Source organism: Flagellimonas sp. 389 (assembly GCF_018449435.1).
Classification (GTDB): Bacteria; Bacteroidota; Bacteroidia; order Flavobacteriales; family Flavobacteriaceae; genus Flagellimonas.
The window spans coordinates 130269-143110 of the sequence record NZ_JAHCMU010000003.1 but is presented as its reverse complement, the minus strand read 5'-3'; the positions used below and the strand labels follow the sequence as shown (position 1 = coordinate 143110).

The window sequence follows — 12842 nt, the reverse complement described above, 5'->3', positions numbered from 1 at the left end:
ATATTTTTGCATGGCCCTAAGATAGTTATTTTAAAAAATTCCTATGGAAACTAATGGGATTCTTCTTTCAAATAATCACCGAAGTTTTCCTTGAATTTGTTCAACCTGGGGATTGAAACATTCCTTATATACGAGTTGTTCGGATTTTTTCTTTCATAATCCTGATGATATCCCTCAGCTTTATAAAATGTTTCGAACGCTTCTATTTGAGTTACGATAGGACGGTCATAGGCATTTTTAGATTCTAAAAGTGCAATGTAATCCCTGATGGCCTTTTCCTGCGCTTCATTTTTATAGAAAGCAATGGAACGGTATTGCGCTCCTCTGTCTGGCCCTTGTCTGTTCAAGGATGTGGGATCATGCGAACCAAAGAACACTTGAACCAATTTATCAAAAGATATTACCTCTGGGTCATAATATACCTCAACAGCTTCGGCATGTGTGGTACGGCCATAAGCAACATCTTCATAGGTAGGATTCTTTTCGGTTCCCCCAGAATACCCTGAATATACCTCTTTTACGCCTTCTACGCTTTCAAAAATGGCTTCTACGCACCAAAAGCAACCGCTTGCAAAATAAGCCGTTTCGTATTGTTGGAGCGCCTCATCGGAAAGTATTACTTTCTCCATGGTTACTTGTTCGGCGACTTCTTGTTTCTTGGAAGTATTTTTAGGTTGGCAATTGACGGAGACCAATAAAACAAATGCTAAAATCGTAATTCTTGTTATCTTCATTTTCGGTTTTACTGTTTAGTAGTATCAATATACTAAGTATTACTGATGTTGTTGTTAAAAATTGTTAATCCATTCGGTATTGCCATTATGAACTTAGAAACACTTTTAAAGACGCAAAGCACTGGAGCGATTCAAATCCTTGATTCGAAAATTCCTTTATCGGCATATTGTAAAATTGACCTATCCACCACAAATGAAACTTTAAAAGGTATCGACATCACCTCACCAGATTTATGTCAACAATATATAGATGACATTTTGGGATTAAATAATGCCAAAGTTGCTTTTGGGGGATATCTGGAAAAACGTGCCCTGTATGCTAAATCTGAACGCTTTTTGGAAGCTGGGCAGCGTAATATTCATTTAGGAATGGATTTTTGGTGCAAAGCGGGCACAAAAGTGATAGTTCCGTTAGAAGGTAAAGTACACAGTTTTAAAAATAATGATGATGTGGGCAACTACGGACCAACAATACTTTTAGAGCACCAAATTGGGGATGTTACTTTTTATACGCTTTACGGACACTTGTCCTTAGAATCCATACATGAAATAGAAATAGGCGCTTATTTTGATAGGGGAGAAGTTCTTGGAACTTTAGGTACTCCAGATATCAACGTGAACTATGCACCCCATTTACATTTTCAGGTGATATTGGATTTAGAGGGATATTATGGCGATTATCCCGGTGTGTCTTCTTGGAATAATCTGGATTTTTACAAAAAAAACTGTCCAAATCCCAATAGTTTGTTGCGAATGGATTTTTAAAACATCGATGAAATGCACAGTGAATCGGTGGACTGTTTTTGAGCTAAAAAACGTTTGTCGAGGATAAAATACACTTCAGCCGAAAAAGATTCCCACACCGAAAAAAGTAGGGAGTTAGGCGAGTTAAATCAGGGCTGGGTAGCATGTGAGGGTACATTTACAATGTAATAAAAACCCAAATCATGAAAGCTATTTTAACTCTTATCGCAGTAATTTTCTTCTCAACTTTAGGTATGGCTCAGGATGTTTCTAAAGAAGTTAAAGTAGAAACTACTTCAGTTGCTGTTGAATTGAATATCGAAATTCAAGAAGAGGTTAAAAAAGAAACTAGTGTTGCTAGATTATACAAGTTCAAAAACTCTAGAGTTAAAAAAGCTCTTTCTTTTAGAACCAAAAGAAACAAATCTAAATTGGCTTAATCTTAAAAAATGGGAATCGCAATTCCAGTAGCTTTATTTTTTAGCGTAGCATTTGTTATCGCATCGATAGCTTTCTCATTTAGGAGGAAAAAACCGAAGAATCCACACAAAAATAAAATAAGATTTTTCTTATAATACAGTTAATCGAAAAAAAAAGCATCCTACCGATTAGAAAAGTAGGCAATAAATCCGATAAATTATTTTTGCACAACTTAAACCCCAATAAATATCATAGCCTATGTACGCTATTTTAATCCTGGCTGCTTTATTTTGTAGTTTAATTTTTGTTTCTGCCGCTGTACTGTTGACTTTACGTCTTGTAAAAGTGCCTTTGCGTCGTAAACGACCCCATCTTTTATAGTATAGGTTACTCCGCCTACACGTACAACTTCGTTATCATCGGTCAATTTTATTGCACCCGTACCGTATAGCACCTTTAAGTTTTTTAACGGATTTTCACCAACGATTACAAAATCAGCAAGCTTACCTACCTCAACGGTACCGATCTTATCGGACATGCCCAAAGCTTCAGCGCCATTTAGGGTAGCGGACCTAATGATTTCCAAAGGATGAAATCCAGCTTCACGGAGCAGTTCCATTTCCCGTATATAGGCAAAACCGTATAATTGAAATATAAAACCAGAATCGGAGCCAGTGGTTACCCTGCCGCCTCGATTTTTATATTCATTTACAAAGGTCATCCATAATTGATAGTTTTTTCGCCATGCAACCTCTTGCTCGGTACCCCAATCATGCCAATACGAACCGTGGGATATTTTGCTAGGTTGATAAAATTTCCAAAGTGACGGTAGTGTATAATCTTCGTGCCATTCTGCACGTCTTGCACGATGTAAATCCCTACTGGCCTCATAAATATTGAACGTAGGGTCTAGCGTAAAATCCAGTTCAATGAGCTCGTCCATTACGTTGTTCCAATGCTCGGAATAGGGTTTGGCAGCTTGTGTCCAAAGTTTTCCAGCTTCCTCAAAGCGGTGTTGTTCGTTCTGATAGTTATAATCTAAAGGATAATCCTGTACCGTTCTATCTTCAAACAATGCTTCTGGAAGTCCATACCAATGCTCCATGCTTGTGAGACCAGCTCTTGCGGAATTTAACACATTCCAACGCGAAACATCCATTTGAGCGTGGTGGCAAGCAGAGCGCAGTCCCAGTTTTTTATTCTCATCCAAAGCTGCTGCCATTATTTCTGGTGGTGCACCGAAGAACTTAATACCATCCGCACCCTTTTTTGCGTTTTCTCGAACCCATTCCCTCGCCATTTCTGGAGTACTGATAGGTTTGTCACTGCCTTGACCAAAACCGGTGTATGCAAATACTCTTGGGGCAATGATTTCATTTTTTTTACTTTTTCGTTTTAAATCCAATGCCCAATCGATACCTCGCCCACTTGGCTCTCTAACCGTAGTAATTCCATGGGCCATCCAAAGTTTAAAGACATAATCGTAATCGGCACCTTGTGAAACACCTCCTATGTGTCCATGCATATCTACAAATCCAGGTAAAAGGTACATGCCACTGCAATTAAGTTCTTTTCCTCCGGCTTTTAATTTTGGCCTTTTGGAAGCATCGATTTTAACACCAGGATATCCAACCACTTGTATGTCCACAATTTTATTGTTTTCCACAACAATATCGATAGGACCCCTTGGTGGGGCACCATTACCATTGATAAGGGTGACGCCCCTTATAATGAGCTGAGAAAATGGTCCTTCGCTCATTTTTTCCTGTCCGTAGACTGTTATAAGTTGAAATAGCAGTGAAAGAAGGAGTAGTTTTTTCATGATATGATCTTATTCTGGAATTCTAATTTTATCCCCTAAAAAAATTGCATTCAAAAATAGTCGGTTGGTTCCGTACCATGACCCCCTAAAATTGGGGTTATCCGCAAAAAGGACAACTCTACCGCTTCCTAGTTTACTTACCACTAGAGAGGCTGAAGGCTTTAGGTTTTCTTCCATATTCTTTTTGGTTATAAAGCCATCAATATGTGGATCTTTAGCGTATTTTGCGACAGTGGCATATTCGTTCTTACTAGGTGCCAACCAAACGGAATTGTTTTTGTAAACTGGAATAGTGTCATCGGTATACCCAAAGGCCAGAGGATGGGTTATATCCAAATCAACCTTAAAAATAGCACCTCCAACGCTTTCTTTCCCAATGTTTTCTGGCGCATTAACGTATGGTTTGCGCTCTACAATACTCGTTGAGTCCTTTTCTTCTGATTTGGTTAATTTTTCCGATACTATTTTTTTATCGATAATCCATTTGGTTGCACTGCCTATAGTAATCAACGTATTGCCCTTGCTTACCCAAGCTTTTAGTTTTTCCTGTTGCTTTTTTGTGAAATTGTAGCTTCCAGAAACCATTACTAAGGTATTGTACTTATCAAAATCAGCCCTTCCAAAGTTTCGAATCGGTATTTTGGTTATGGGCATGTGTACTCTAGTGTCCAACAAATGCCAGACTTCACCAGCTTCGTAGGAGCGAACCCCGTCACCGATTAGCATTGCTGCTTTGGGAGTTCTCAATGGTGATATCCATCGGCTTCCCAAATCAATGCCTTCTACGTTATATCCTGAATTGACAGCGTATATGGGCACATGATATTTTTCTCGTGCCTGTTGTACCAATTCAAATACTTGATTTTCATTCTTTTCCTGAAGGCTCACGGGAATTACAAGAGCACCGTAACCGAAGTTTTTATTCCCTTCTCCTGTTTTTGCCGTGAAAGGTTTGGAAGATGAAGAAATGACCAATCCGTTAGATTGAAGATGATTTAGTGCCGCAACCGCATTGTAATCGTTGTAATCGATGATGTAAGCGTATGCTGTTTTTTGAACCGGGGTAGTTTTGACCAAACCTTCTAGGGAAGTCACTTTTTCACCAAAATCCAAAGAGGTCGTAGGTTTGTACTTCATATTGTAGAAGTTCGCCAGGGACCAAGCAGATGCATCGTAATAGACACTATCTCGATACTTTTCATAGGTTTCGAACATGGTTTGCACCATTCTATACTGTGGTTGTTTTGTTGGTACAACAAATCCACCACCAGATTTGTATACATCGATTTTATGCAATAAAAGCTTGTCTACAAATGCCTTTACGCGATTAGCATCTTTCCCATCTTTAAAAGTATATCCTTTAATTCTGCTTTTTGAAGCATTATCCAACCCACTTTTAAAGAACTTCTGTTGGTATTTTCGTAGGTACGCTTTATTCTCCACTGCCGCTTTAACGGTCGTTATACTCGATGTGTACTGATTACGTATGGTGAACGGAAATGTAATTTCACCAAAGGCAGTAGTTTGCTTATGTCCTCTGGAACTTGCCTGTTCGAACAGTAGGCCCAATCCGCCTTGTAAATCGGGATAGGAGGAGCCATAACCGGGATAAGTACCATCAAAAACTTCCTTTGTAAAATAAAAAGAGCCAATGCTGTCCAGTGCTTCAGCGTAGTAATCCCCAAAAAGGTTGTTCAAATCCACATAGTTCTCTTTTGGCATGATTGGATTGAGTGAACCATTGTCCTTCATCGGTTCAAAAAAGTACGAACTTTGACTGCCCATTTCATGAAAATCGGTAACCACATTGGGATACCATTCATGGTACCACTTTAGTTTACCACGGCTTTCTGGGTGTATTCCCAATAGCCAATCCCGGTTTAAATCAAACCAATAATGATTGGTTCTGCCCATAGGCCAGTATTCGTTATGTTCCGCATCTTGTGGGTCTGCCACCAAAGGGTTGCCCTGGTACATATTTGCCCATTGGGTATGTCGGTCCCTACCGTCCGGATTTATAGTTGGGTCGATGAACATGACGCCATTTTTCAAATAATTCAGTATTTCTGGATTGTTGGAAGCCACTAAAGTATAGGCCGTGAGTAAGGCCGCTTCAGAACTTGAAGGCTCGTTGCCGTGTACATTGTATGCCAGATTTACAAAAATGGGCACTTCATCATAGTTTGAAGGGTTTTGTGCAGGATCCGTAAACTTAAGATGTTGTGTTTTTAGCCCATCTATATTTTTTAGGTTTTCTGGAGTGGTCACGGTAAGCATGATCAATTTTCTGCCTTCATGAGTTTTTCCGTACTCGTAAAGGTTTGCTCTATCCGAAACTTCGGAAAGCTTGGTAAAGTAACTTACAATAAGATCATGCCTTGTATGTCTCTCACCAATACCATAGCCCAAGAATTCTTCAGGAGAGGGTACGTTTGAATCAAAAGGATGAAATTTTTTGTAGAAATAGTCTTGTGCTGAAATGGAACTACTTATAAAAAGCACGCCAAGGAGTAATTTTTTCAACATGTATACGAAGATTGGTTAATCTTCTAAAGATAGGAAAACGTTTTAATCAACAGAATTGAATTCTTCGATTATTTCTTCAAATTCAATTCGGTAATAAGTGCCCTTTTTGGACATGTCCCTTGCAATGGTGCCGCGTAATTGTCTTGTAAGATTGTAAATTAGTTTTAATCCCAGGGATTTTGAATTTTTAGGATCAAAATTATCCGCATAGCCTTTCCCATTGTCACCAAGATATAATTCGTACCGATTATCGGGCAAGTTTTTAAGTGAAATGGTGATTTCTCCTCCTTCACCCTCAGAAATACCGTATTTGAGAGCGTTCGTTATGGTTTCGTTGATGATAAGTCCAAGTGGGATTACAGTATCAATGCTCAACTTGTTGTTATGAATGTCAAGATTCATTTTGATTTCATTGGTGTTGCCTTTAACGGAACGTACCAGATATTCACACAATTCTTTGACATAGGGACTTAATTCAATTTTGGATAGATAATCATCCCGTTTGTACAGCATTTCATGAACCATGGCCATGGATACGACCCTGTTTTGACTGCTCTTGATGATACTACTGATTTTATCATCGGCAATAGCTCTTGATTGTAAGCTCAACAAACTGGAAACGGTCTGCAGATTGTTCTTGACCCGATGATGCACCTCTTTTAATAAGGTTTCTTTTTCATCTATACGCTCTAGAATCTCTTTACGGGATTTATATAATTTGTGATGGGCTTTCAATAGATTTTTACCAAAAACACCCCCCAGCAAATACACGGCAAAAATCAAACTAAAAAACGCAAACCAACTTTCTGATTTAAGTGGAATAACATTTGATAAAATTCGGAAATCCCCTAAATCATAAAGAAAGAGCATAACGAGGATGACCAAATTGATTATCAAGTAAAAGTGGCCGTAAATCTGTGTAGTCACGTATCCAGCAAAAACGATAATCGCTAAAACAAAAATAAAAGGGCTTTGTATCCCTCCACTGCACAATGTCACTACAATAGCACCTACCAAGGATAACATGGAAGTTATGTTATAGGTTAAAAGTATGGTTTTGTGCTTTTGGTACAGTATGGTGTTCAATATGTTGAGAACTGCGTAGCTCAAACAAGTCAGCGGAATGATTTCCTTTATGTCTAAAAAGAAATAGCAGATAGCGCCAAATACGACTGCGAAAAGAGAAGAACTATAATTAACCTTAAGTACCAAATCAATCTTGTCTTGTAAACGATATTTATCCTTGACAGGAATTTTCATATGCTACGTTTGGTTATTCAGCTATTTACTCTTAAACGGGGTCTGAAGGAGGTAAATTTGGCTTTTTATGGGGCTTTTCTCCTGTAAATCTAAACATGTTTTTCATATAAACAAAAATGACAGCCATTTTCGACTGTCATTCTATCTTTATGCATGTATGCTTGGATTAATCTTCGGTCAATACCCATTCACCTTTATCCAGTAGTGGTTCAGCTTGTTTGAATTTAACCGTTTTACTCTCTCCGGACATTACATTTTTTATGGTAACTCTTTCATTTCTACCAATTTTAGGCTTATCTCTTACAATGGTTTCGGTTACCTGAGGTCTTCCACCTTGTGTCTGTCCAGCAGCCCTATTTTGTGCCGCCATTTCATCGCTATTTGGAATTTCTTCCTTCGTGGTCTGTAATTTTTCCTTAGGTCTTCTAACGTTTCTTGCTTCTTGAATTTGATTGGTGTTTTCCGTTGGCAGTTCTCCCTTGAACAAGAATGAAATTACTTCCTTGTTCACTTTGTCGATCATTTCTTTAAAAAGTTCGAAAGCTTCAAACTTATAAATAAGAAGGGGGTCTTTTTGCTCGTGTACCGCTAATTGTACGGATTGTTTCAATTCATCCATTTTACGCAAATGCGTCTTCCAGGAATCATCGATAATGGCAAGAGAAATATTTTTCTCAAAATCCGTAATCAGCTGTTTGCCATCACTGGTGTAAGCTCCTTCAAGATTAGTGACTACGTTCAATGTCTTAATGCCATCTGTAAATGGAACTACAATCCGTTCAAACTTATTGGATTGGTCCTCATAAACCTTTTTAATGACCTGAAATGCCACAGTGGCACTACGCTCCATTTTTTGCTGATAGAAGTCGTAAGCAGCCTTGTAAACCACATTGGCGATATCCTGAAAACTCATTTTCTTAAATTCATCTTCGGTCACTGGTGAAGTGATGGAAAAGTATTTAATGAGTTCGAATTCGAAGTTTTTATAATCTTCCGCTGCTTTGTTCGTATCCGCAATGACCTCGCAGGTGTCATAGATCATATTGGCAATGTCCACTTTCAAACGTTCGCCCTGTAATGCATGCTTACGTCTTTTGTAAACCACCTCTCGCTGGGCGTTCATAACATCATCATACTCTAAAAGGCGTTTACGTATACCAAAGTTATTCTCTTCGACTTTCTTTTGTGCACGCTCTATGGATTTGGTCATCATGGAATGTTGAATGACCTCTCCTTCTTCCAAGCCCATTCTGTCCATCATCTTTGCTACCCTATCAGAGCCAAATAGGCGCATTAGGTTATCTTCTAATGAAACATAGAATTGTGAACTTCCAGGATCTCCCTGACGTCCTGAACGACCACGAAGCTGTCTGTCCACACGTCTGGAATCGTGACGTTCCGTACCTACAATGGCCAATCCGCCAGCAGCTTTAACTTCTGCCGATAATTTAATATCTGTACCACGACCCGCCATGTTTGTGGCAATAGTGACGATACCTGCATTACCTGCTTCGGCAACGATATCCGCTTCTTTTTTATGCAGTTTTGCGTTCAATACATTATGTGGCACCTTTCTAACGCTCAATAACTTGGAAAGCAATTCTGATATTTCTACGGATGTTGTACCGATAAGGACGGGTCTTCCCGATTTGGACAATTGTGTGACCTCATCGATGATTGCATTGTATTTTTCTCGCTTGGTCTTGTATATAAGGTCTTGTCTGTCATCACGGGCAATTGGCCTGTTCGTGGGAATTTCCATAACATCCAGTTTGTAGATTTCCCAGAATTCCCCTGCTTCGGTTACTGCCGTACCGGTCATACCGGACAGCTTATTGTACATTCTAAAGTAGTTTTGAAGCGTTACAGTAGCAAAGGTTTGGGTCATTGCCTCAATCTTTACGTTCTCCTTTGCTTCAATAGCTTGGTGAAGACCATCAGAATATCGTCGCCCGTCCATAATACGGCCTGTTTGCTCATCAACGATCATTACCTTGTTGTCCATGACCACATATTCCACATCTTTCTCAAACAATGTGTATGCTTTTAACAATTGGCTCATGGTATGGATACGCTCACTCTTGACCGCAAATTCCTTGAAAAGTTCTTCTTTGAGCTCAGCTTCTTTTTCAATTTCCAAATTTTGGGCTTCAATCTTAGCGATTTCCCCACCAATATCCGGCATCACAAAAAAGTCCTTGTTTTCATCTCCAGAAAGATAATCGACTCCTTTGTCCGTAAGTTCGATTTGATTGTTTTTTTCTTCAATTGTGAACAATAGGTCAGCATCTACCTTAGGCATTTCCCTATTGTTGTCCTGCATGTAGAAGTTTTCGGTTTTTTGTAGTAACTGTTTTACACCTTCTTCACTTAAAAACTTTATTAAGGCTTTATTTTTTGGCAACCCTCTATAAACACGAAGTAACAAAAATCCGCCTTCTTTGGTATCACCTTCTTTTATCAGTTTTTTAGCTTCTGCCAAAACGCCTGTTAAATGCTGACGTTGTTTTTGGACTATATCAGAAACATTTGGTTTTAACTCATTGAACTCATGACGGTCTCCTTCGGGAACAGGCCCCGAAATAATTAGAGGTGTACGGGCATCGTCGACCAACACGGAATCCACCTCATCCACTATGGCATAGTGGTGCGGACGCTGTACCAAGTCTCCAGGGGTATGTGCCATATTATCCCTTAGGTAATCAAAACCAAACTCGTTATTGGTTCCATATGTGATATCGGCATTGTATGCTGCCCTTCTGCCATCCGAATTCGGCTGATGTTTGTCTATACATTCAACAGAAAGTCCATGGAACTCAAATATCGGAGCCATCCAAGCACTATCCCTTTTTGCCAGATAATCGTTTACGGTGACCAAATGTGCACCTTTTCCCGAGAGTGCATTTAGATAGAGTGGGAGCGTGGCGACCAATGTTTTACCTTCCCCGGTTTGCATTTCTGCAATTTTTCCTTGGTGAAGTGCGATACCGCCTATGAGCTGTACGTCATAGTGCACCATATCCCAAGTCACCTCTTTTCCTGCGGCATCCCATGAGTTTTTCCAAATTGCTTTGTCGGCCTCCAATGTAACATAATCCTTAGATCCAGATATGCTCCTGTCGAATTCTGTAGCGGTAACGGTAATGGTCTCGTTTGAAGCAAAACGCTTTGCAGTTTCCTTTACCACAGCGAATGCTTCGGGAAGAATGGTGTTCAGTGTATTTTCAGATATTTTGTAGGCTTCTTCATCGAGTTTATCAATTTCTGAATAAATCTCCTCGTTTCGGTCAATATCTGTTGAATTAAGTACTTCTTCTTGTAAGGATGCTATTTGGTCATTGATTTCTTTGCAATCCTGCTGTATTTTAGATTTAAATGAAACTGTTTTTTCTCTCAGTTCATCGTGTGTCAATCCTTCAAGCTGTTGTTCAAAGGATCGTATCTCTTTTACTAAAGGTTGTAGGGATTTTACATCCTTTTCGGATTTATCCCCAACAAAAACCTTAAGTACGGAATTAATAAAGCTCATGAATTATTTTTCTTTTGGGTCGCAAAAGCTGTTCCATTGTTTGGCATAGGGCAAAAGCTTCTGCAAGGCTGTCAAAATTACATAAAAAAAAGCCTCATAAGAGACTTTTTAGTTTTGTTTGTTCGTGTCAAATTAATACTCATCCTCATTCCAGAGGTAATCTTCCTCTGTGGGATAATCGGGCCAAATTTCCTCGATGGATTCGTAAATTTCGCCACCTTCCTCTTCCATTGATTGTAGGTTTTCTACAACTTCCAACGGTGCTCCGGTACGGATGGCATAATCTATTAATTCGTCTTTGGTGGCTGGCCAAGGCGCATCACTTAAATATGAAGCTAGTTCTAATGTCCAGTACATAGTAACGGTTTGATTTTAAATTTTTTGCAAAAATAATTTTTAAACTCAATTAGTCAAGTAAAATCGACTTTATTTAAAAAAATATTTTTCAATATGTTAATCTGTAACGCAGAAAAGTGAAATTTATTAGTCTAATTTCTCAGGAATCCATTTTATCTCGTCCGCTTGTAAGTCTTTTGACAACTTTCGTGCCAATACAAACAGATAGTCCGAGAGACGGTTTACATACATTAAAACACCTTCTGGTACAGGTTCATGTTCATGTAGATAGGATATCATGCGTTCGGCCCTACGACAAACCGTTCTGGCAATATGACAGTATGACACGGTAGTATGCCCACCTGGTAAAATAAAATGGGTCATTTCTGGAAGCTCCTCGTTCATTCTATCCATTTCTTGTTCCAATAATTCAACATCAGCTGCCTTAATCCTTGGAATCTTTAAGCGATTGTCTTTATTGGGTTCGGTGGCCAAAATGGCTCCGACCGTAAAAAGTTTGTTCTGTGTCAACGCAAGAATTTCCTTAGATTTTAAATCGATTTTTTGGTCTCTTAACAAACCCAGGTACGAGTTTAGCTCGTCTATGGTGCCATAACTTTCTATTCGGATATGGTGCTTAGGTACCCGCTTGCCCGTAAAAAGTGCCGTAGTGGCTTTATCGCCTGTCTTAGTGTATATTTTCATAATTTTTTATCGTCAGTAGTCAGTAGTCAGTAGTCAGTAGTCGGTAATTGGTACAGTGGCTATTGCTTTTGTAATGTTCACTCTTAACTCTTCAATGAGAATCTTTGTGCTTACGCTTACCGTCCATAAACTTTCTTGATTTTCTATCTCTTGCGTTTCTTTTGTTCTTAAACAGAATAATGAGATAAATGATGGCCAAAACCCCTAAAACGTAATAAATAGTATTGTCCATTTGAGAAATGATTTGATATTTAAAATTACTTCTTTAAATCCGGATAGTGAAATGTTCCTTTTCTTGTTCTTTTCGTATGAACAAGGCCCCTATATGGAACATATCTATACTCACAGTGATATCGGGTAAAGTGATAAGTTTTTCCCAGCATTGTTTCTTTTGGGGATTTTTATGAATGGAATTGATAAGTATCAGGCTGTCGTTGTGGAGTTTTCCTTGAACCAGCATTTCTTTTAATTTCTCCTGACTTAATTTTTCCGTGTACAGGATGTCTACTGATTTTGTATTCGATCTTGATTTTGGATACAATTTTTGAACCTGTCCTGATACATCTTGCATGTCGGAAATAGCTATTTTTTCAAATTCAAAATAACCAATACTTTTTAGAAGCACATTTTGCGACTTTTTATTGGATAGCTTTTTAGAGGCATATAAACATTTGGTCACATAATTGAATACAAACGGGGAATGAACACCGTGCTGATCGGTGGAGTTCAGTAGGAACTTTATATATGAGACGATTCTGAACCACAT

At 38.8% G+C, this 12842-nt stretch carries 11 protein-coding genes; 2 read left to right on the top strand and 9 right to left on the bottom strand.

Going from position 1 to position 12842, the window contains the following annotated elements; translation table 11 throughout:
- Window positions 1-50 precede the first annotated feature (50 nt).
- A complete protein-coding gene (gene msrA / locus KIM67_RS03870; RefSeq protein ID WP_213830045.1) occupies window positions 51-734 on the bottom strand; it encodes a peptide-methionine (S)-S-oxide reductase MsrA in 684 nt (227 codons plus the stop codon).
- Window positions 735-779: 45 nt separating this feature from the next.
- Between msrA and KIM67_RS03865 the strand changes: the two genes are divergently transcribed.
- Both KIM67_RS03865 and KIM67_RS03860 read left to right on the top strand, forming a co-directional pair.
- A complete protein-coding gene (locus KIM67_RS03865; protein ID WP_250149137.1) occupies window positions 780-1499 on the top strand; it encodes a peptidoglycan DD-metalloendopeptidase family protein in 720 nt (239 codons plus the stop codon).
- A gap of 182 nt (window positions 1500-1681) precedes the next feature.
- A complete protein-coding gene (locus tag KIM67_RS03860; RefSeq protein WP_213830044.1) occupies window positions 1682-1918 on the top strand; it encodes a hypothetical protein in 237 nt (78 codons plus the stop codon).
- 245 nt (window positions 1919-2163) lie between these two features.
- Here KIM67_RS03860 and KIM67_RS03855 read toward each other — a convergent pair whose 3' ends face one another.
- From KIM67_RS03855 to KIM67_RS03820, 8 genes are all read right to left on the bottom strand, one after another.
- Window positions 2164-3720 carry an amidohydrolase family protein gene (locus KIM67_RS03855; RefSeq protein ID WP_213830043.1) on the bottom strand — a complete coding sequence of 519 codons (1557 nt, stop codon included), beginning with the start codon at window positions 3718-3720 and terminating at the stop codon, window positions 2164-2166.
- Window positions 3721-3729: 9 nt separating this feature from the next.
- On the bottom strand, window positions 3730-6246 hold the full coding sequence (locus KIM67_RS03850) for a M14 family zinc carboxypeptidase (protein WP_213830042.1): 2517 nt from the start codon (window positions 6244-6246) through the stop codon (window positions 3730-3732).
- 42 nt (window positions 6247-6288) lie between these two features.
- Complete coding sequence (locus KIM67_RS03845; protein WP_213830041.1) at window positions 6289-7506, bottom strand: sensor histidine kinase; 1218 nt, start codon at window positions 7504-7506, stop codon at window positions 6289-6291.
- 166 nt (window positions 7507-7672) lie between these two features.
- Window positions 7673-11035, bottom strand: coding sequence for a preprotein translocase subunit SecA (secA, locus tag KIM67_RS03840; protein ID WP_213830040.1), 3363 nt, complete (start codon window positions 11033-11035; stop codon window positions 7673-7675).
- 132 nt (window positions 11036-11167) lie between these two features.
- Window positions 11168-11392, bottom strand: coding sequence for a DUF2795 domain-containing protein (locus KIM67_RS03835; RefSeq protein WP_013551418.1), 225 nt, complete (start codon window positions 11390-11392; stop codon window positions 11168-11170).
- Window positions 11393-11518: 126 nt separating this feature from the next.
- A complete protein-coding gene (locus tag KIM67_RS03830) occupies window positions 11519-12076 on the bottom strand; it encodes a cob(I)yrinic acid a,c-diamide adenosyltransferase (RefSeq protein ID WP_213830039.1) in 558 nt (185 codons plus the stop codon).
- 91 nt (window positions 12077-12167) lie between these two features.
- The gene (locus KIM67_RS03825) at window positions 12168-12308 is read right to left on the bottom strand and encodes a hypothetical protein (RefSeq protein WP_213830038.1); all 141 of its coding nucleotides are present in this window, start codon (window positions 12306-12308) and stop codon (window positions 12168-12170) included.
- A gap of 33 nt (window positions 12309-12341) precedes the next feature.
- The gene (locus KIM67_RS03820; RefSeq protein WP_213830037.1) at window positions 12342-12842 is read right to left on the bottom strand and encodes a hypothetical protein; all 501 of its coding nucleotides are present in this window, start codon (window positions 12840-12842) and stop codon (window positions 12342-12344) included.

Coding starts and splice junctions, on each gene's coding strand:
- KIM67_RS03820 (WP_213830037.1), bottom strand. CDS start 12,842: ATGTGGTTCAGAATCGTCTCATATATAAAGTTCCTACTGAACTCCACC.
- secA (WP_213830040.1), bottom strand. CDS start 11,035: ATGAGCTTTATTAATTCCGTACTTAAGGTTTTTGTTGGGGATAAATCC.
- KIM67_RS03865 (WP_250149137.1), top strand. CDS start 780: ATGTTGTTGTTAAAAATTGTTAATCCATTCGGTATTGCCATTATGAAC.
- KIM67_RS03850 (WP_213830042.1), bottom strand. CDS start 6,246: ATGTTGAAAAAATTACTCCTTGGCGTGCTTTTTATAAGTAGTTCCATT.
- KIM67_RS03845 (WP_213830041.1), bottom strand. CDS start 7,506: ATGAAAATTCCTGTCAAGGATAAATATCGTTTACAAGACAAGATTGAT.
- KIM67_RS03835 (WP_013551418.1), bottom strand. CDS start 11,392: ATGTACTGGACATTAGAACTAGCTTCATATTTAAGTGATGCGCCTTGG.
- KIM67_RS03825 (WP_213830038.1), bottom strand. CDS start 12,308: ATGGACAATACTATTTATTACGTTTTAGGGGTTTTGGCCATCATTTAT.
- msrA (WP_213830045.1), bottom strand. CDS start 734: ATGAAGATAACAAGAATTACGATTTTAGCATTTGTTTTATTGGTCTCC.
- KIM67_RS03830 (WP_213830039.1), bottom strand. CDS start 12,076: ATGAAAATATACACTAAGACAGGCGATAAAGCCACTACGGCACTTTTT.
- KIM67_RS03855 (WP_213830043.1), bottom strand. CDS start 3,720: ATGAAAAAACTACTCCTTCTTTCACTGCTATTTCAACTTATAACAGTC.
- KIM67_RS03860 (WP_213830044.1), top strand. CDS start 1,682: ATGAAAGCTATTTTAACTCTTATCGCAGTAATTTTCTTCTCAACTTTA.